The sequence below is a fragment of the Methylophaga thiooxydans DMS010 genome (genome assembly GCF_000156355.1).
GTDB classification, from domain to species: Bacteria; Pseudomonadota; Gammaproteobacteria; order Nitrosococcales; family Methylophagaceae; genus Methylophaga; species Methylophaga thiooxydans.
In genome coordinates, this window is record NZ_GG657888.1 from 1 (window position 1) to 19151 (window position 19151).

Below are 19151 nucleotides of genomic sequence, written 5' to 3' on the forward strand. Positions count from 1 at the left end.
GCTTACTCGCGCCGAACCCTTATGTAAAAGCATGGGTTCAAGAGCAACTGGAAAGCCAAATCAACACGTTAATCGCTGCACTGAGTCAGGGTTCTATTGATAAAGTCGCGATTGAAGTAGGCACTAAGGCGATGGGCAATATGCCCTCACGCCGTCAAACCGATGCAACCGAACCAGAAACAACGACGCCTCTCGTAAACAGCAAACCCAGCGAAACTAAAGCTGAGCCAGCCATCGGCAACCCGATGAACCCGCTATTTACCTTTGATAGCTATGTCGAAGGTAAATCAAATCAGATAGCACGCGCCGCTTCTTTGCACGTCGCTGAAGCACCCGGAACCAGTGGTTATAACCCGCTGTTTTTATATGGCGGCACGGGTCTGGGTAAAACGCATTTAATGCTCGCCGTCGGTAATAAAATCAAGCAGGACAACCCGAAAGCACGTGTGATTTACTTGTCTTCGGAGCGGTTTGTCCAAGATATGATCACCGCATTGCGCAATAACGCCATCGATCAATTTAAATCTCACTATCGCAGTGCAGACGCCTTATTGATCGATGATATTCAGTTTTTTGCTAAAAAAGAACGCTCACAAGAAGAGTTTTTTTATACGTTCAACAGCCTGCTTGAAGGCCAGCGTCAGATCATACTGACCTGTGACCGTTTCCCGAAAGAAGTCGAAAACCTCGATGAACGTCTACAATCCCGTCTTGGTTGGGGATTAACGGTGGCGATTGAGCCCCCTGAGTTGGAAACACGCGTCGCGATTTTAATCAAAAAAGCACAGCAAAATCTGATAACACTGCCAGAAGACGTCGCCTTTTTCATCGCTAAACGTATCAAGTCGAATGTGCGTGACTTAGAAGGCGCATTACAGCGCGTGTTGGCCTTTTCGCGTTTTACCAATCAGCCTTTATCAATTGATATGGCGCAAGAAGCATTGAAAGACCTGCTTGCCTTACATCAAAAACTGGTCACATTGGAGAGCATTCAAAAAACCGTCGGCGAATACTTCAAAGTGCGCGTCTCCGATCTGCTAGCAAAAAAACGTACCCGCTCAATTGCCCGCCCGCGACAAATCGCGATGGCACTGGCCAAGGAACTGACCAGCCATAGTCTGCCGGAAATCGGTGACGCGTTTGGTGGTCGTGATCACACAACGGTGCTTCATGCCTGCCGTAAAGTAGCCGAGTTGAAAGAATCGGATACCCGCGTTGCAGAAGACTACCGTAACCTTTTACGAACCCTGTCGAGTTAATCCGAGAGAATCATCATGCAATTCACAGTCAGCCAAGAAACTATCGTCCGACCATTGCAACTGGTGTGCAGCATTGTAGAGCGGCGTGCCACTTTACCGATTTTGTCTAATGTCTTGCTGCGAGTTCATGGCAACCAGCTTTCCATGACCAGTACCGATATGGAGCTGGAAATGATTGCGACTCTGCCGGTTTCTGTCGAAGAAGAAGGCAAGATAACGGTCTCAGCCCGTAAATTTCTCGATATCGTCAGAGCCCTACCAGGCAATGCAACGATAAGCCTTAACGCAAAAGACAATAAAGCCGTCGTTAAAGCAGGCAAAAGTCGTTTTTCGCTGTCAACTTTACCCAGTGATGACTTCCCTGATAGCGAAGGCGCCAACTATATCGATGAAATTAGTCTGCCGCAGTCAGCCTTGAAGTCTTTACTGGATGAAACCAGTTTTGCCATGGCAAGTCAGGACGTACGTTATTACTTGAATGGCTTATTGTTGGAGCGCGAAGAAACCACATTGCGTGCTGTTGCTACCGATGGTCACCGTCTGGCAATGGGCAGCTTAACCACAGCGAACCCTGTTGCTGAAAAAAACAGCGTGATCGTACCGCGCAAAGCCATTATCGAACTAGGCCGTTTGCTTAATGAAACGGATGATGACGTTAAACTGGCATTTAGCAACCAACAAATTAAAGTTGAACTGCCGGATATTCACTTCACCTCTAAGCTCATTGATGGCCAGTTTCCAAACTATGAGCGCGTGCTGCCCTTAGGCGGTGACAAAGAAGTGTTGGCCGAGCGGGATGAGCTCAAGCAAGCCTTATCACGCGCTGCGATCCTGTCTAATGATAAACACCGTAGCGTACGTATCAACCTGGATACTGACCAGTTAAAAGCAACGGTCACCAATCAAGAGCAAGAGTCAGCAGAAGAAGAAATCAGTGTTGATTACAAAGGTTCACCGCTAGAGATCGCTTTTAACAATGCGTATTTGCTGGACTTGCTCAATGCAATCCCAGATGAAAAAGTAAAGATTCTTTTCACCGATGAAACCAGCAGTGCACTGGTCACACCAGCGGATCAAAAATTTGAACGTCAATACGTTGTGATGCCGATGCGTCTCTAAGACGCAGCTTAAATTTTATGCGCCTTCTGTAATCACAGTGAGGAGCCTTACCTCTCTGCCAAGGTATATGGATTGCCGCGACAGGTCTTGACAAGATCACAGAGATTCTAGAGCATCGTTGTATATCTGTTTTTCATTTTTCAGGGAAAGAAATGTGAAGTTAGCCCGCCACATTCTCCGCTCAAAACCCACGTCCGATCATTTTGCGACGACAACTTTTCTCCTGGCCACGGCTAAGTTAATGCTGCCTTCACAAGGTCACGGTATCAAATAGCCTCTTTTCTCAGAAGGATAATTAACTCATGCCTTTATGGTCATCTCGAACGTTCGTTTTCACACTCTCATTACTTACTGTTACCACCCTGACAGGCTGCGTAAAACAAATGAGTAAATACGACTACGGTGTTGATGCCGTCAGAGTAAATCCAAGCCCAGAGCTTGCGCGCTGGCTTGATAAGAGTGCTCCCAAGGCAGTAAGAATTATCTTAATCGATTACGAAGACAGCAAATTCGACAGGCGCCCCTCATCATCGAGTGATGAAATTATTCTGGCTTATCGAGAGTTCAAAAGCATCCCCAATACACGTCCCTTTGAGCAGCTTTATCGTTATGTACTCAAACCTGTCAGAGGCATCACCGCAGAGCAGATTATTGAAGAAGGCAAGGGAAAATATATAGCAGACTGGCGTTCTGCTTCTGAGAATCAGTATCCTGCACACATGCCTGATAAAGTCACCAACGGTACCGTCACCACTGACTGGCATTTTTGCTTTGAATGTTTCGGCGGCCGCTCCAAAAGTCCTAGCCATATGAGTGTCGGCGAACTTACCCGGATTAATCACGAGAATCGTTATCGTGCCTCAAGGCCGAAGAGATGGCAGATTACACAATTGTCTTTCCTGGGCAAAGAAAAAGTGGATGAGATGAAGAACGAGGAGGTTACCATTTTTTCGGGTAAAGCAGCCTCAGAGGCGCTTGAGAGTTATCAAGCTCAAAAAGTCACGCTGATGGCGGCGATGAATGATATAAAAGAAAATAAAAAAGCTTATAAAGACTTTATCAAAAATACATATCGGCCTCTCACTTTTAAAGGTTGGGCTAAAAAACAGGGTTGCGCCGCAGAGCCCGTAGCTTATAGATGGTATGGTGACGACCGGGTGGGTAACGATAATGAAGCATTGAGAGGAAATCGTCGGTTTATCAGTTGCACTAGCAAAGCCTTGGAAACCTATGATTTAGCCCCTTATATCAATCAATATTCACATCTCAAAAATAAAGAAAAAACACTCCGAGACAATATCAAGGGTTACAAGGACTCTGAATACAGAGTGCCAATTCACTCTGCTGAGCAGATGATGGACGATGCAGTCGCGGATCTTGAATATGCCAGTAGGCAAATTGAGGAAGTGTACGAACAAAGAAGAGATAACGCAGAGATGGCTCAGATGCAGGCGCAAAATGCAGCCTATGCTGATCAAGAAGTTAATAATTCAATGAATGCAATTCAAAAGTTTAACAATCAAGTTGACCAAGTAATGGAAGACAACCGGCGTATGATTGCCCAAATCAATTCGCAGGTGAGGGCCAACGCCAACAATGCAAAGCTGATATCCGATCAAAAACTGACTTCCGCATCTAATCAAACCAATAACACTGACACTACAGCAAGCGCTGACTCAGCCTCAGTGAAATCTGAACCTGCTCAGCAAGACGCCGACAGCAAAGATTCAAAGCAAAAGCAGGCAAACAGACTTGTCGACAGTGCTCGCGACTACAAGATGACAGGTACATCCACAACTTACTATGGGCAGGATACGGCGATTGATTTGGCGCAAACCAACCTGAGAAATCAGGCGGCAAAATTGTGTGGCGACACGTTTAAAACTCAAATTACTTGGTCTCAATCTGACTGTAACAAACACGAAAGTGATGACACTTATATGTGTTTGCAGAATGGGTTGGTTAACTGCTGGGAACAGCGGTGCGAGACTGAGTATTGCGGCACTCAATAGTCGGTCTGGTTAAAACCACGATAACAAAAAGCCCCGACATACTATGCCGGGGCTTTTTGTTGTCGCTGTGGACTAAATCTTATCTGAGTAACTACGCCATTTAGTGTTTTAACTCACCAAGAACCACTTTGTTCTCGGTAACTTTCTGCACGACATTCGAGTAGTAATCATCACGGAATTCATCAATAACCCGCGTTGCAACCGTTTCTTCCACACCACTACCTAATAGCACTTCCTCAGTTAACCGTAAGCTCGTTTCCAGTGTTTCTGAAACCGTCGTGGTCGCACCTTGAGTAATCAAGTCGGCACAATGTTTACGATCTCGGGCTCGCGCATGGATTGGCATACTGGGATAGAACTGTCTGACCTGTGAGACCAGCCGATCAATTTGCCCAGGATCATCCAAGGTAACGACAATCATCTTGGCGTGATCCGCGCCAGCTGCCTGTAATACTTTTACTTTACTGGCATCACCAAAAAAAACCGGGAAGCCTTGAGAGCGGGCATCTTTAACGCGCTTTTGTTTCATATCTAAAGCGATATAAGGCACACCTGCCGCACCCAGCAAAGTGCCAACCCGGGCACCGACCCGACCAAAGCCAGCTAAGATGACATGCTCATCACTGGACTCTACAAACTCAGCATAATCATCGTCTTCTGTTTCTTTCGGTGTATAAAACCGAATCAACAACATGTTGGTGCCCTTAACCACAAACGGCGTTAGCACCATGGTTAAGGCAATGACCAAGGTCAAGATATCGCCAAGCTTTTCTTCCAACACCCCAGATGCCGCAGCAAAACCAAATAGCACAAAGCCGAACTCGCCGCTTTGTGACAGCAAAACCCCTGCTTGCAGTGAAATATCATGCCGAGCCCCTGACACACGCGACAATAAATATACCACCAGTGTTTTTAACACCATCAGTCCTAATGTGAGCAAAACGATGTCCAGTAAGCGCTCCCACAACAGACTAAAATCAATGCCCATACCGACGGTCATGAAGAATAAACCCAGCAAGATCCCTCTGAAGGGCAGAATATCGGCTTCAATTTGATGGCGGTAATGTGACTCAGCCATCATTACACCAGCGAGGAAAGCACCCAATGCCATAGAAAAACCTACTGTTTCCATGATCCAGGCAACGCCTAATACTAATAAAACGGATAAGGCGATAAATACTTCCGGATCGTGGCTGGCAACTATCCGCCCCAATACGGGGTTGAGCAGATAACGGCCAGCAAACAGCAAAGCGATGATCACCAGAATGGCGTAAACCGGTTTAAGGCTGGGCTCCATAATATCGGGGCTGCCGCCAGCAAAGTAGGATACCAGTGCTAATAAGGGCACCACTGCAATATCCTGCAATAGCAACACCGAGAAGGACATTCGCCCCATGACGGTGGAAATACCACCCCGTTCGGCTAACAATTTCAGACAAAATGCCGTTGATGACAAAGCGAGACCAAAACCGATAATAACCGCACTTTTATTGGAAACGCCGAACCAAATAGCAACACCATAGATAAGGCCTGCGGTGATTAATACTTGCCCCAACCCTAGGCCAATCACCATCTTGCGCATTTGCCAGAGCTTGTCGGGCTTCAGTTCAATACCGAGTACAAAAAGCAGGAAAATGACGCCAAATTCCGCTAAATGACGAATATCTTCCACTTCGGTAATAACGCCAAATCCCCATGGACCAACGATTACACCTGCGGTGAGATATCCCAGAATAGCGCCAAGACGAATACGATGAAAAAAAGGAATAATGACAACCGTGGCTAACAGCAGCGCCAGAATGTCTACCAGATAATGTCCACCAGCCTCTTGCACGGTAACCCTCTACTTAGCGCCATCGACAGGTCTGAGCATTAAATTCAGACCTATTTTATAGGTCTCCGCTGCAGCGTCATGTCTACCTTCTGCCAATTGCACCTCTGCTAGTGCTTGATAGGTTTCGCCTCGCGCCCCCTGTTCAAGACTGGCATGCAAATATTCTTCTGCTTTTTTCCACAGCTCACTGGCTTTCGCTAATCGTCCCAAGGTAAGCAATAACCAGGGATTATCTTTTTTGTCTTTCAGCCATTTTTCCGCAATAGCAAGACGCTTCAGTAAATCACCCTGCGCAATTTGGCCATATTGATACACCAGTTGATCACTCCAGTTCTTGCGTAAAAACTGTTCGATCAACTCAATTGCCTGTTCCTGCTCACCTTGTTTGATTAAACCTGCCACATAAGGGCGTAACATTGCTTCTGTCTGGCGCATGCGTGCGGGTGACTTTTCCCAAACACGTGCCATCTTGCTCCATTCCTGTCTGCTCAAGGCGAGTTCTAATTGCCCCACTGCAGCCTCTTGATCCAAAGCGCGAACTTCGGCGGTCTCCAAAACATGGCGCTTGCGTAAATCAGGTAATACAGACTGCACCTCTTGCCACTGATCCATATCTTGATAAAGCGTCTGTAATAACTGCAAAACGTAGGGATGTTTGGGGGCGACTTCTCGTAAATGCTGCAAGGTCGCCAGCGCCTGCTCTTTCTGACCGGCAGAAAGTTGTAGCTCTGCCTGAACTACGCCAACCGCAATATCTGCACCGTCTGTGGTTTCATGCGCCAAGCGCAGGTAATTATCACGTCGATCCGGTGCGTGTTGCTTTTGCGCAGCACGTGCTGCTGCCAGATAATGCAGCAGCGGTGTTTCACTATTATTCGCATGGCGCAATAACACTCGCTCGGCTTCTGCCCAACGACCTTCTTCCAGCGTAATCAAACCGCGAGTCAATGCCTGACTGGCACGTTTATGACGCTGGTTTTGTTTCCATGCTGACAATCGTTTCGGTGATTGCTTCACCAGCACAACACTTCGTAACAACAGATAACCGGCCACCAGCAGAAAAATAAATGCTGTCGACAGCACCACTAAAGAGGTTTCCAAACTCCAGTTACCGTACTGCAATAACGCAAAGCCAGGCTCAAAATCCGCAGCCCAAATAAACGCCGCGCCCAACACCAACGCTAAAGCAACGATGATCAATACTTTCATCGTTGATACTCCTTCAGCCAGTTCAGAGAGGCTGAGATATCAGGAATCGCAATTTCAATTTGCTTCTGCTGCAGTGCATTGAGCGTATTCAGCATGGCATCACGTTCATCGCCAGCAAAATAACGCTCTAACCAACTAAGCGCTGTCTGCAGACTGTGCTTGTAGCTGCTGGCATCCGCATTGAGCAGCGCTAACCGGGCGCTTTCAAGCTGTAAACGAAGATTCTGATAGAGGAAATAGCGCTGTTCAGGCACCAACACCGCCGACTCTCCACTTTGATCATGACGGATAACCACCAGAGAACGGATTTGCTGCCAGACATCATTCACCGCTTGCTGCCAACTTGCTTCGTTTGCTGGCGCTGCCACCTCTGAAGTTGTATCAGCAGTCACCTCCGGTCCTTTAGCAACACGCAGTTGATTAATTCGTTTTGCCGCAACCTGTAACTGCAAGGCCATACCGGCGATATCCAAGTCAGCCAGCGCATCTAAAGCCATCATATCTTCTGCAATCAGTGCTCTTAATGGATGCAAGCGGTAATCAGACAAGGCTTCTAATTGCTCATCAGCCATTTCCAGAGCCTGCCGAGCACCGGCGATATCATGCGCTAACAAAGCGCGCTGATTGGCAATATTGAGCAGGTAATCAATCTCCTGTAATGCCCATGTTCGCTTGATGTCAGCACTGGATAATTTTTCCCGCGCCACCAACTCACTAAGCTGCTCAGCGATCTGTTGCTGCTTTTGCTCAGCATTACCCAGCTGGTTTTGACTTTGTTGTAAAGCATCTGCCAGCGTTTCGTTGTCGGTGCTCAGTACCGTTATCTGCTGCTGTTGCAGCTGCTGATTTTGTTGTAGTTGCCAATACAACCAGCCACTGCTTAAAGCGGATATGATCAACAATAAAACGATAGCAAGCCACAACCAGCGATTGGCTGATTGCTGCTTTGCTTCAACATTGACAATTTCTGCTTCCTGAACATTGTCATCTATCTGTTGTTTTTGGTCGTTGTTTGCCATGCTATCCATCCATTCTTATCAATGTTTGCAACATCGCCACATCACTAGCATCTGTACTCACGCGAACACAGCTAAACCCTTTAGATTCGGCATGTGCTTTAATTCTGTTACTGACGACAACTAAGGGCTTATTAAGCAGATTAGTCATATCGTCACTTAAAATCTGACAGACATTATCAATGCCGGCTACGCTGGTACAGATGAGTTTATCAGCGGCCATCGCTCGCTCTATGGACACCTTATCCTGCACCGCTACGTCGCGCCGATATACTTCCATATAACTTATACTAGCACCTCTAGAGGCAAGGGTATCGGCGAGATGTTCACGGCCGCCAACGCCTCTGATAATGATTATCTTACAGTCCGCCACATCCTGCATCTCGGGCATCATTAGCAAGCCCTCACTACCCGATGATATTTCTGGCTGACAATCCACCTTCAAGCCTGATTCTCGCATTGCCTGAGCGGTACCACCACCCACTGCAGCAAACTTTAAATGTTTGGGTAGCTCAGTCTGCCAACCCGACATAAAGCTGAGCACGGCATTGCGGCTGACAAAAATGAGCCAATTTGCATGGTCTAGCTTGAACGCTGGCTGCTGCCAATCTGATGGCAAAAGAGGATTAATCGCTATCACAGGAAACAGGATCGGTTTGCCCCCTGCTTGCTCTATCAACTCGGCCAGCTGATCCGATTGCTGCCTTGGCCGCGTAATCAGGATCTTTTGGCCTGCCAGCGAAGCCTCAGTCACCATAAACATCAGCTAGAATCTTATCGGCACCTTTTGTCAGCAAGGTTTCTGCGATCTGAACACCCAGTTTGTCAGCATCTTTCGCTGCGCCACGCACGTCAGCATAGAGTGTATTGGTTCCATCCGGGCGACCTACTAATCCGCGTAGCCATACCTCATCACCTTCCAACATCGCGTAGCCCGCAATCGGCACCTGGCAACCACCGGATAAACGTCGGTTCAGAGCACGCTCGGCAGTCAGCACGATAGCAGTTTGTGGACAATGCAAAGGCGCAATCAAAGCATTCATCTCGTCATCATCAATACGTGTTTCAATGCCTAAAGCACCCTGTCCAATTGCCGGTAAGCTTTGCTCAGGGGTTAAGGCACTGCGAATGCGGTCATCAAAGCCAAGACGTTTGAGTCCTGCCATGGCCAGGATAATGGCATCAAACTGACCTTCATCGAGCTTGCGCAATCGGGTGTTCACATTGCCGCGAAGTGGTAAAACCTCCAGATCGGGACGGTGAGTCCTTGCCTGACATTCACGACGCAAACTGGATGTGCCCAGCCGTGCCCCGTGCGGTAAATCATCAATCGTCTGATAATGATTGGAGACAAAGGCATCATGCGGATCTTCACGCTTGCAAATGACCGGCAAATGCAGACCTTCAGGAAACTCCACCGGCACATCTTTCATTGAATGCACGGCAATATCCGCTCTCCCATCCAGCATGCCCTGCTCGAGTTCTTTGACGAATAACCCTTTACCTCCGACTTTCGCTAGCGGTGTATCCAGGATGATGTCACCCTGTGTTTTCATCTTGACCAGTTCCACCGTCAAGTCCGGGTGTAGAGCCAGCAAACTGTCTTTGACAAACTCAGCCTGCCAGACGGCAAGGGGGCTGTTACGGGTAGCGATTCGTACGGTTCTTTTACTCATGGGTTGCGGTCACTTTCGCTTATATAATGAAAAACATAGCTGATTCTAGCATTTTCACACCTCATCTCTCGACTAAGCACGTTATAATGACGCCCTGTTTTCAACGTCCTGATCTGAATCGCCATGACTACAAACAAAAAACTTTCTTCAGCCCGCCTGACCCAGCCAACCGATAAATTTGTCGAGGAATTTACCGCCTCCGTCGAATTTGACCAACGCATGTTCCGGCAAGATATTCGTGGCTCTATCGCGCACGCCACGATGTTAACGGAAGTTGGCGTACTCACCCCTGAAGAGCGAGATCAGATCATCGATGGCTTACAAAACATCGAAACTGAAATCGAAAATGGCGAGTTTGAGTGGTCGATAGCACAAGAAGACGTGCATATGAATATCGAAGCACGCCTGATTGCCTTGATTGGTGAAGTGGGCAAAAAATTACACACCGGTCGCTCTCGCAATGATCAGGTGGCCACCGACGTCCGTCTTTATCTGCGCGATATGATTCAGCCTATCCGCAGTGAATTAAGCCGCTTACAAGAAGCGTTATTAAATGTAGCTGAACGTGAAGCCGACACCATTTTGCCCGGCTTTACCCACCTGCAAACCGCTCAACCGGTTACCTTTGGTCATCATATGCTGGCGTGGTACGAAATGCTGGTTCGCGATGCGGAACGTCTTGATGATTGCGAAAAACGTGTGAACTCCATGCCGCTGGGTGCGGCTGCGCTCGCTGGCACAACCTTCCCGATTGATCGCGAGATGACCGCGAATTTGCTGGGATTTGACCGTATCTGTCAAAACTCGCTGGATGCTGTCAGTGATCGTGACTTTGCGATTGAGTTCAACAGTTTTGCTTCTATCCTGATGATGCATTTATCGCGCTTCTCGGAAGAGTTGATCATCTGGTCATCGGCTCAGTTTGACTATGTTGACTTGGGTGATGCGTTTTGTACCGGCTCATCAATCATGCCGCAAAAGAAAAATCCGGATGTTCCTGAATTGATTCGGGGTAAAACCAGCCGTGTTTACGGCAATATGTTTAACCTGCTGACGCTAATGAAAAACCAGCCTCTGGCCTATAACAAAGACAACCAAGAAGATAAAGAACCGCTCTTCGACACCATCGATACCTTAATCGGCTCATTACGAGTGTATGCCGATATGATGGGGGCTATTACCGTCAAAGCCAGCAATATGCGTCAATCTGCATTACGTGGTTATGCCACAGCGACCGATCTGGCAGATTACTTGGTACGTAAAGGCACACCGTTTCGTGATGCGCATGAGGTCGTCGGTCTATCCGTTGCGTATGGCCTGAAAAACAATAAAGACTTGTCTGAAATGAGTCTGGAAGAACTAAAGCAGTTCTCAGATCAGATTGAAGATGACGTATTCGATGTGTTGACCCTGGAAGGTTCTGTTGCTGCTCGTAATCACCTAGGTGGAACCGCACCAGAACAAGTTCGCGCTGCTGTTCAGCGTGCTCGTTTTAGCCGTTAATCAGACACCCACGACGCGAATTTTGGCTGCAATAAAATCTTTATGAGACACATGTAAAAGATTTGCCAGCCGGCGAATCACATGCTGTTCCAGATCATGGATATGCTGGTCTGCCCAGGCCAGCTTCCAGAATGATTCAATAAGATCGATTTTTTCATCGGCATCAAAAAATTCATTGATTTCTGACGTGAAACGGAAAAAATCGGTCGCTTCTTCATGAGCCTGCTCTGCGTTAGTGATCAGCGCATTGGCCGCCTGCTGGGTAACGTCAAACTGTTCCACCAAAATCTGCCGAAGCATGTTTTTCTCAGCATCATGTTGCTCATCATCGACAGCAATAATCTCAACCATCAGTGCAACAGCCGCCAGCTTTTTGGTTTGCTCTTGATCATTAAGCATTACGTCGGTATCTGCGCCAAAAGTGCCGCTGAAAATTTGTTTAAGTTTTTCGATCATAAAATCTCCCACCTAAAACGACCGATGACAGCACACAAAGTTCAGCGTGATTTGAGAATAACGGCCGCCTGATATCGAGGCTTACCATACCCTAACATGCGATTAAATTCCTTATGCGTGACCGGAATATAGCCTTTATCCGTCACACTTTTATTATCGTCCCAGTCCACATCGGGATCATGAAAATAAACAAAGGTATCGGAGATGGACACCACTAAAACCCAGTGTGGTGACTTACTCTGGTTCAAGCGATAGGAGCTGATCAAAACCAATGCCAATGCACCTTGCTGCAAAAATGGACTTAAGGTGTTGGCATCGACGTTAGTGTGTATTTGCTCAATCGCAGAACGATCTATCTGTTCGACAAAGTCCTGATGCACGCACTCAATGACAGCTTTCTTTTCCTCACTGCGTACCCCGTTAATAAACGGAATATCATCAGAGTTACATAATAATGCAGTATTCATACCGCGGCGATTAGCTGCTATCGCCAACCCTTGCGGACTGCAACCGCCATGACCAGACGTCATAAAAATGGTTGTGGCTTCACGCCATAACTGCAACTCAAGCTGTCGGTTCAAGCTCAACGCTTCATCGAAGGTTTTCAATGCCATCATTAGACAGGCAGGGCCACAGGTAAACTCCGTAGTCTGTGAATAATGCGCAACCTGTGGGTGGGTGATTTCTGGCTGATGATGCAACACCTTCATCATTCGCAAAGCATCAGAGTGGTCTTCATAAAAGTCGGTGACAATATCAAAAGGCTGGTAACCCAGCTTTTCATAGAGCCGAATAGCACCGTCATTATCAGGTCGGACTTCCAGTCGCAAAAAGCTGCGCCCATCTTCAAGCGCGTGCTGCTCAGCATCCTGCATCAGTTTTACTGCAATACCCGCTTTTCGGAATTCGGCATCAACTGCCAGCGAATAGACACGTCCTAATGATGTGCCTTGAGAGTACAACAATAAGACATAGCCTAGTAAGCGTTCGTCTTGCATTGCTACCAGCAGTAATGCATGTCCTTTTTCAATCATCCAGCGAAAGCTGCGACGTGACAGTCTATCTGTCTCAAAGCATTGCGTTTCCAGATCACTCAGGGCTGACACATCTGCCAGCGTCGCTTCTCGAATGAGAAAATCAGCGTTTGTTGTGGTTGGCATCAGTTAACCCGTCCAGCGCCATTTCAATCACTTGACGGCCGCGGAATAAAACCAGTTCTTGCCACTGCTTTTCATCGGGGCAAAAGAAATCTTGCATTGCATGTTTCACATCCAGCGTGTTGTCATCAGACCAATCCAGCTTACCGGACTGCTGTAGCTTTTGATCGTCCGACAAGACTTGCAGCATTTTTTGATTACCGAAGGTACCGAACTCCAGCGTCAGGTAACACACATGCTCACCCTGACTATGCCAGTAGTAATCATGCAGGCCGAGTTTAGTACCAGAGCTGGAGTTACCCAAAGAAGGTTCGGTAACCGTTGCCCCAAACAGTTCAACAGCATAATCGTGAGCTTTGCTATCAACCGGATGATCACAGATCAATTCACCGTAACCATAAGGCCCCAAACCACTATGAATATCCAGCACAATGATCTGTTCACGCTTGGCAGGTTTAAGCTGGGACATCAACTGCTCGATGACTTGCCGTGACCAGCTTGCTTCTTTACCGCCAAAATAAGGCATATCTTCGCGTTCGTACTGCCCCTCGGAGAACAGATCAAACTGTTGTCTGTCCTCGGCGATACTGGTGAGATCCGTTTTACCCTGTTGTAACTGTTCCCAAATCTGGGTGGCCTGTGAGCTAGGTAAGGCGGCATCGAAATCAACAAAGTTACGATTAACGTCTATGCCCTGCTCATCATTACGGCTGGCCCAGGCAAAACCCCACGGATTAAGTGCATGAACCAAGACCACGCACACATCAGGTGGCAAGCGACGGTGTCTAGACACAAAGTCGGCCTGAACCGCCGAACCCGCGCCGCCCTCTACACCATGAACGCCTGAAACCAACACCAACACTTTTTCCGCTTTAAGGTTACCCGCCCAAACGATATCGCAAAATAGCTTCTCATTTTTCGGCCCTTTCAAGGGGTGCGCAAGGTTAGTCAGCTTCTCAACGATGGAGCTGGTTTCTACATTACTGATGAATTTGTCACGGGCGCCAGCATAGCGCTGCGAAAAAACACTCAAAACGGCATCTGCATACATGGCAACGGGCCTCCTGTGCAAAAATTTTCGCGAAGGATATGTGAGTTTTTCCATTTTGACCAGTAATTAAAAACTCACGCAAAAATTTTTAACACACCAAAAGTCAAATGACTTTATCATTCGCTTTTGCGTACCCTGTAGATACGAAAGAACATAAGGATTACCCATGACTAAGCATTTGATCGTAGTAGAAAATATTCAGGATTGGAGCCCTTATTTTCCAAGTGAACAGGTCATTGGCGTTGATGACTACCTGCAATCCCCTTCGCAACGCAGCGACAGTCGTGCGCAAATTCTTAACCTGTGCCGCAGCCTTGAGTACTTAAGTCGCGGCTATTACTGCTCAATGGTGGCTGAGGCACGCGGTCACCGTGTTTTGCCCGGCTTACGCACCATTAACGATTTATCGCGTAAAAGTCTGTACGCCTATGACTTATCGGACATGTCATCGCAACTGGATAAGCAGCTCGCTTCTACCGAGCAATCCGCCAGCTTTATCCTAACCATTAGTTTTGGTCAAACTCCCATTGCGTCACTGCAAAAACTGGCGCGGCAGATCTTCGAGCATTTCCCCTGCCCGATTCTGGAAGTGGAGTTCAGTTTTAAAGGCCACTGGATCATCAGCCAAATTAAAGCCGGCGCTATCAATAAACTGACAGAACAAGAACAAGACTTCTTTGCTGAAGCACTCGATAGCTTTAGCCATCGTTTATGGCGCAAGCCATCCAAACGTCGCCAGTTCCGTTACGATATGGCGATTCTGCACAATCCTAAAGAAGCGATGCCGCCCAGCAATATGGCTGCGTTAAAGAAATTTATCAGCAGTGGTCGCCGTATCGGCATTGATGTGGAATTAATCACGCCAAGGGAATACATCCGCTTGGCGGAATACGATGCCTTATTTATTCGAGAAACCACGGCAACCCACAACCACACCTATAAATTTGCCCGTCGCGCAGAAAGTGAAGGCTTGGTGGTCATTGATGATCCGACCTCGATTATTCGCTGTACCAATAAGATCTTTTTAAAAGAATTGTTGGCGGCACATGATTTGCCGATGCCGGAATCACATCTTCTCTATCGCAACGATCAAGCCGGACTCGATAACTTATGCGAGACAGCCACATTCCCGCTGGTCATGAAAATTCCTGATGGCGCCTTTTCGATTGGTGTCATCAAGGTCAAAAATGCAGAAGAATTAAGGCAACAAGCCGCCGTCTTTTTCCAACAATCGGCCATCATTTTGTTGCAGGAGTTTATGTACACCGACTACGACTGGCGCATTGGTGTGTTTAACAATAAAGCCATTTACGCCTGCCAATACTTTATGAGTAAAGGCCACTGGCAAATTTATAATCACAACAGTAAAAAAGGCACCGACAGCGGCAAGTCATCTGCCATTCCCGTTAGTGAAGTGCCCGAAAAAGTGATTCGTATTGCAACCAAAGCTGCCAAACTGATTGGTGATGGCCTTTATGGCATTGATATCAAACAAAGCGGTAATCGCATCGTCATTATCGAAATCAACGACAACCCAAGCATTGATAGTGGCGTTGAAGATGAATACCTCGGTATGGCGCTCTATGACGACATCATGCGTGAGTTTTTACGTCGTCTCGAAGAAAAAAAATCGGCGAGTCGTTGAGCTGTCGACCATAAAAAAGGCAGCCCTAAAAGCTAGGGCTGCCTTTTATTACTAAATGGGCTGCTTTAGAAGCTGTAGCTAGCACCCACTTGATAGCTTGTGCTCTGGCCGGGGAAAAAGCGATATGAGCCAAATGCAAAGTCGGCACGATCAGCGTATTCCTCATCCAAAATATTTTTGACCTGTCCATGCAGTGTCAAACTTTTAGAAAGCTGAGTTTCAACGCGTAGATTAACTAAATCATGGCCATCGTATTCATATTCATTGGCCGGATCCAGAAAATAGTCCCCCATATGTGCCCACTCAAGTTCCGCGCGGCTGTTGGTGTTGAAGTTCCAACCCAGACGTACGTTTGCGATGTGGCGAGGTGCAGTATCTACTTCATTGCCAGACGCTGTTCCACTCGAGGCATTATCAAAATCATATGTGTGTTTGGCATAGGTATAATTCGCTGCTACATCGAACTGTTCACCAAGAGGTAGACTGATTGATGCTTCGATGCCTCTATGTTTGGTGCGGCCATTTGAGACGTTTAAACCATCCGGGTCACGGAAGAAAAAGTTTTTCTTCTTCATGTAAAAGGCGGCCACTTCATAGTCCACAATACCGGCATTACCTCGCATGCCAATTTCAAGGCTATCTGCTTTTTCAGAGTCTAGATCACCAACCAGTTGCTGATTTTGCAAACGATATAAGTCTGTCGTTTGAGGCGCCCGATGCCCCCGTGCGTAGTTGGCAAAAACGCTGTGATTTTCGTTCAACAAATAGACTAAACCAAGTTTAGGACTCCAGTCATTAAAGGTGTCTTCTCTATCAGCTGGACGTAAATATAAACACTCCGAAGGGGCCGCAAAGCAAGCGCTGCCATCAGCTTCCCCTGTTCCTGCCGCGACGTTGTTGTCGTAATCATATTCAACGTGTTCAAAGCGTAATCCAGTAGTCGCTCGCCACTTTTCCGCTAAAACCCATTCCGCGTGAATGTATGGCGCAATCGTCACAGCCTCGACGTCATAGTCATAGTGAATACCTTGCTGCCTATTCTTACCAAAGAAAGCGTAGCTGGCTCGCTCTTGAGTCTGTTGCAGACTACCGTCGGTATATTCCAGGTCTGTTCCGACAATGACTTCATGGCCGCCATTGAGATCCATGTAATAGGCTATTTGGGTCCCGAGGCTAGTATGCTCATTTTCCTCAATTGCTCGTGATGGCAGATAGTGCTGACGAAACTCCATACGGTTATTACGCAGATAAGGCGTGATACTCAGGGTATTCCCGTTATCCATAACATGATCCCATCGTGTCGATAGTCTGACTGACCACCAATCACGGTAAGCGTCCGGATCGTTGTTTGTTTTCATAAGCGAGCTATCTTCATAAGCTTTTTTATCACTTGACTCAATAAAACCTGCGGTTTCTTGGTTCAAATTAAAAGCAGAAAACACCGTTTGAAAACTATCTCCATTAGGGGCGAAGTAATCATGGCGCGCTGTGATTTTTTGCTGTCCATAGCTTTCTTCATCACGCCAACCACCGAAATCAGTACCACTGAAACTGACCCTGTAGCCATGCGCACCGACGGTATCACTCACGGTACCCTTCACTTTGTATAAATCGTCTGAACCAAAAGTGAAATCAAGCTCGCGTTCCAACTCCAGCGATGGCGCACGTGATAAAACATTAATGAGTCCATGAACCGCATTAGAACCATACAAAGCACTACCTGGGCCACGAATAACTTCCATACCACCCGCCCATTCATAATGCGCTTCGGCAAGACCATTATTGTTAGCAAAACCTGCTGCCCGAAGTGGAATACCATCTTCCATAAACAAAAAGGCTCCGGCTGCGCCCGGCCCCGTTAGAACAGGTGAACGTAATGCCACGAGTGACTCAGCACCATTACCCCGTTGAATATGAACACCACTCACTCTGGCAAGTGACTCTTCGATATGATCAGCGTTTATAAGATCGATTTCTTCTTCGCTGACCTTGCCTGTATTACCGGCTAATTCTCGCAAAGCAGTCTCAGAACGCGTTCCGGTCACAACCAATTCATCCAGCGCGATGCTGCCTTTTTCGGCGATGACTTGTCCACTTGAGAACAATGCCGCCGTGACTAGGAGAGAAATTTTTGTTTTGCCTATCATTTTTTCAGCTTCCTTTTTATTTTTGTGGGCGAATTTTCTCATACCCGCCCATTCATCACATCAGGAAAATTCCTAAATTCTGTTGAAATGCGGCGATTGCGACCCCACCTAAAGATTTAGATCAATTTCAGGTGTATAAGTCCATTTATGGAATACAAAGACTATTACAAAATCTTAGGCGTCCCGCGTGATGCCTCGCAAGAAGATATCAAGAAGGCTTACCGTAAGCTTGCTCGTAAATATCATCCCGATGTGAGTAAAGAAGCAAACGCTGAAGATAAATTTAAAGAAGTCGGCGAAGCTTATGAAGTGCTGAGAGATCAGCAAAAGCGTGCACAGTACGATCAATTCGGCAGCAATTATCGTCATGGCCAGTCATTCAACCCACCACCAGGATGGGATGACCAGACAGGCGGCTTTGGCGGCGGCAACTTCAGTAGTTTCTTTGAAAACATGTTTGGTGGCATGGGCGGAATGGGCGGTGGTGCAGGCATGGGCGGCGACCAGTTCTTTGCCAAAGGCGAAGATGTTAATGCCAAAATCACCGTGTCACTGGAAGATGCGTTTCATGGTGCAACCAAAACCATTCGTCGCCCATCCGGTGCCAGTCAGGGTGGCACCATTAACGTTAAGATTCCTGCAGGTATTACCTCTGGCAAAAAAATTCGCCTGAGTGGACAAGGCAAAGCCGGTATGGGTAGCAAAGGGGGCGACTTGTATCTGGAAGTTCAGATCGCCCCGCACAAGCATTACCGCTTGGAAGATAAAGATATCTATCTGGACCTGCCTTTGGCTCCGTGGGAAGCCGCATTAGGCGCAAAGGTGACGGTTCCGACATTAGCTGGCAAAATTAGCCTAACCATTCCAGCAGGCGCCCGTAGCGGTCAGAAAATGCGATTAAAAGGCCGTGGCCTGCCTGGCAAAGAACCTGGTGATGAGTTTGTGGTACTACAAATCATGACGCCAGCAGCAGACTCGGACAAAGCCAAGAAGTTGTATATGCAAATGGCTGAAGAGCTGACTTTTAACCCACGTGAGACCTTAGAAAATATTGAGTAGGGAGTGTC

At 47.3% G+C, this 19151-nt stretch carries 15 protein-coding genes; 6 read left to right on the top strand and 9 right to left on the bottom strand.

Annotated features, from left to right (window positions below; all coding sequences use genetic code 11):
• The 3 genes from dnaA to MDMS009_RS02705 form a co-directional block, all read left to right on the top strand.
• Positions 1-1259 (top strand): chromosomal replication initiator protein DnaA (gene dnaA, locus MDMS009_RS02695; protein ID WP_008290349.1); only part of this gene is annotated, 1259 nt, incomplete at its 5' end.
• 15 nt (positions 1260-1274) lie between these two features.
• On the top strand, positions 1275-2378 hold the full coding sequence (gene dnaN / locus MDMS009_RS02700) for a DNA polymerase III subunit beta (protein ID WP_008290346.1): 1104 nt from the start codon (positions 1275-1277) through the stop codon (positions 2376-2378).
• A 383-nt stretch (positions 2379-2761) separates the two neighbouring features.
• Complete coding sequence (locus MDMS009_RS02705; protein WP_008290336.1) at positions 2762-4390, top strand: hypothetical protein; 1629 nt, start codon at positions 2762-2764, stop codon at positions 4388-4390.
• Between the two features lie 100 nt (positions 4391-4490).
• On the opposite strand, the gene MDMS009_RS02710 is transcribed toward MDMS009_RS02705, so the two are convergent.
• Genes MDMS009_RS02710 through hemC form a run of 5 tightly spaced genes read right to left on the bottom strand, consistent with a single transcriptional unit; the run spans position 4491 to position 10125 of the window.
• On the bottom strand, positions 4491-6224 hold the full coding sequence (locus MDMS009_RS02710) for a monovalent cation:proton antiporter-2 (CPA2) family protein (protein ID WP_008290333.1): 1734 nt from the start codon (positions 6222-6224) through the stop codon (positions 4491-4493).
• Between the two features lie 9 nt (positions 6225-6233).
• Positions 6234-7433: a heme biosynthesis HemY N-terminal domain-containing protein gene (locus tag MDMS009_RS02715; protein ID WP_008290352.1), complete on the bottom strand. Its 1200-nt coding sequence runs from the start codon at positions 7431-7433 to the stop codon at positions 6234-6236.
• The gene (locus tag MDMS009_RS02720) at positions 7430-8452 is read right to left on the bottom strand and encodes a uroporphyrinogen-III C-methyltransferase (RefSeq protein WP_154646957.1); all 1023 of its coding nucleotides are present in this window, start codon (positions 8450-8452) and stop codon (positions 7430-7432) included. Before MDMS009_RS02720 ends, MDMS009_RS02715 begins: the two co-directional genes overlap by 4 nt.
• Position 8453: 1 nt before the next feature.
• On the bottom strand, positions 8454-9206 hold the full coding sequence (locus MDMS009_RS02725) for a uroporphyrinogen-III synthase (protein WP_008290321.1): 753 nt from the start codon (positions 9204-9206) through the stop codon (positions 8454-8456).
• The gene (gene hemC / locus MDMS009_RS02730) at positions 9196-10125 is read right to left on the bottom strand and encodes a hydroxymethylbilane synthase (RefSeq protein WP_008290332.1); all 930 of its coding nucleotides are present in this window, start codon (positions 10123-10125) and stop codon (positions 9196-9198) included. Before hemC ends, MDMS009_RS02725 begins: the two co-directional genes overlap by 11 nt.
• Before the next feature lie 123 nt (positions 10126-10248).
• On the opposite strand from hemC, the gene argH reads away from it, so the two are divergent.
• Positions 10249-11628 (top strand): argininosuccinate lyase, encoded by a 1380-nt coding sequence (gene argH / locus MDMS009_RS02735; RefSeq protein WP_008290328.1) that lies wholly within the window; start codon positions 10249-10251, stop codon positions 11626-11628.
• Here argH and MDMS009_RS02740 read toward each other — a convergent pair whose 3' ends face one another.
• Genes MDMS009_RS02740 through MDMS009_RS02750 form a run of 3 tightly spaced genes read right to left on the bottom strand, consistent with a single transcriptional unit; the run spans position 11629 to position 14346 of the window.
• Complete coding sequence (locus MDMS009_RS02740; RefSeq protein WP_043887862.1) at positions 11629-12084, bottom strand: tellurite resistance TerB family protein; 456 nt, start codon at positions 12082-12084, stop codon at positions 11629-11631.
• 41 nt (positions 12085-12125) lie between these two features.
• The gene (locus MDMS009_RS02745) at positions 12126-13244 is read right to left on the bottom strand and encodes a GNAT family N-acetyltransferase/peptidase C39 family protein (protein WP_008290325.1); all 1119 of its coding nucleotides are present in this window, start codon (positions 13242-13244) and stop codon (positions 12126-12128) included.
• A complete protein-coding gene (locus MDMS009_RS02750) occupies positions 13222-14346 on the bottom strand; it encodes a DUF2817 domain-containing protein (protein ID WP_237700461.1) in 1125 nt (374 codons plus the stop codon). Before MDMS009_RS02750 ends, MDMS009_RS02745 begins: the two co-directional genes overlap by 23 nt.
• 112 nt (positions 14347-14458) lie before the next feature.
• Here MDMS009_RS02750 and MDMS009_RS02755 point away from each other — a divergent pair, with 112 nt between their 5' ends.
• The gene (locus MDMS009_RS02755) at positions 14459-15937 is read left to right on the top strand and encodes a RimK family protein (protein ID WP_008290355.1); all 1479 of its coding nucleotides are present in this window, start codon (positions 14459-14461) and stop codon (positions 15935-15937) included.
• A 65-nt stretch (positions 15938-16002) separates the two neighbouring features.
• On the opposite strand, the gene MDMS009_RS02760 is transcribed toward MDMS009_RS02755, so the two are convergent.
• Positions 16003-18084, bottom strand: a complete 2082-nt coding sequence (locus tag MDMS009_RS02760; RefSeq protein WP_043887867.1) for a TonB-dependent receptor — start codon at positions 18082-18084, stop codon at positions 16003-16005.
• A 147-nt stretch (positions 18085-18231) separates the two neighbouring features.
• On the opposite strand from MDMS009_RS02760, the gene MDMS009_RS02765 reads away from it, so the two are divergent.
• Complete coding sequence (locus MDMS009_RS02765) at positions 18232-19143, top strand: DnaJ C-terminal domain-containing protein (RefSeq protein ID WP_008290340.1); 912 nt, start codon at positions 18232-18234, stop codon at positions 19141-19143.
• The last annotated feature ends 8 nt before the right edge of the window (positions 19144-19151 follow it).

Excerpts from the sequence above, each read along its gene's own strand:
- dnaN (WP_008290346.1), top strand. The coding sequence starts at position 1,275 with ATGCAATTCACAGTCAGCCAAGAAACTATCGTCCGACCATTGCAACTG.
- MDMS009_RS02705 (WP_008290336.1), top strand. The coding sequence starts at position 2,762 with ATGAGTAAATACGACTACGGTGTTGATGCCGTCAGAGTAAATCCAAGC.
- MDMS009_RS02715 (WP_008290352.1), bottom strand. The coding sequence starts at position 7,433 with ATGAAAGTATTGATCATCGTTGCTTTAGCGTTGGTGTTGGGCGCGGCG.
- MDMS009_RS02720 (WP_154646957.1), bottom strand. The coding sequence starts at position 8,452 with ATGGCAAACAACGACCAAAAACAACAGATAGATGACAATGTTCAGGAA.
- MDMS009_RS02725 (WP_008290321.1), bottom strand. The coding sequence starts at position 9,206 with ATGGTGACTGAGGCTTCGCTGGCAGGCCAAAAGATCCTGATTACGCGG.
- hemC (WP_008290332.1), bottom strand. The coding sequence starts at position 10,125 with ATGAGTAAAAGAACCGTACGAATCGCTACCCGTAACAGCCCCCTTGCC.
- argH (WP_008290328.1), top strand. The coding sequence starts at position 10,249 with ATGACTACAAACAAAAAACTTTCTTCAGCCCGCCTGACCCAGCCAACC.
- MDMS009_RS02740 (WP_043887862.1), bottom strand. The coding sequence starts at position 12,084 with ATGATCGAAAAACTTAAACAAATTTTCAGCGGCACTTTTGGCGCAGAT.
- MDMS009_RS02745 (WP_008290325.1), bottom strand. The coding sequence starts at position 13,244 with ATGCCAACCACAACAAACGCTGATTTTCTCATTCGAGAAGCGACGCTG.
- MDMS009_RS02750 (WP_237700461.1), bottom strand. The coding sequence starts at position 14,346 with ATGGAAAAACTCACATATCCTTCGCGAAAATTTTTGCACAGGAGGCCC.
- MDMS009_RS02755 (WP_008290355.1), top strand. The coding sequence starts at position 14,459 with ATGACTAAGCATTTGATCGTAGTAGAAAATATTCAGGATTGGAGCCCT.
- MDMS009_RS02760 (WP_043887867.1), bottom strand. The coding sequence starts at position 18,084 with ATGATAGGCAAAACAAAAATTTCTCTCCTAGTCACGGCGGCATTGTTC.
- MDMS009_RS02765 (WP_008290340.1), top strand. The coding sequence starts at position 18,232 with ATGGAATACAAAGACTATTACAAAATCTTAGGCGTCCCGCGTGATGCC.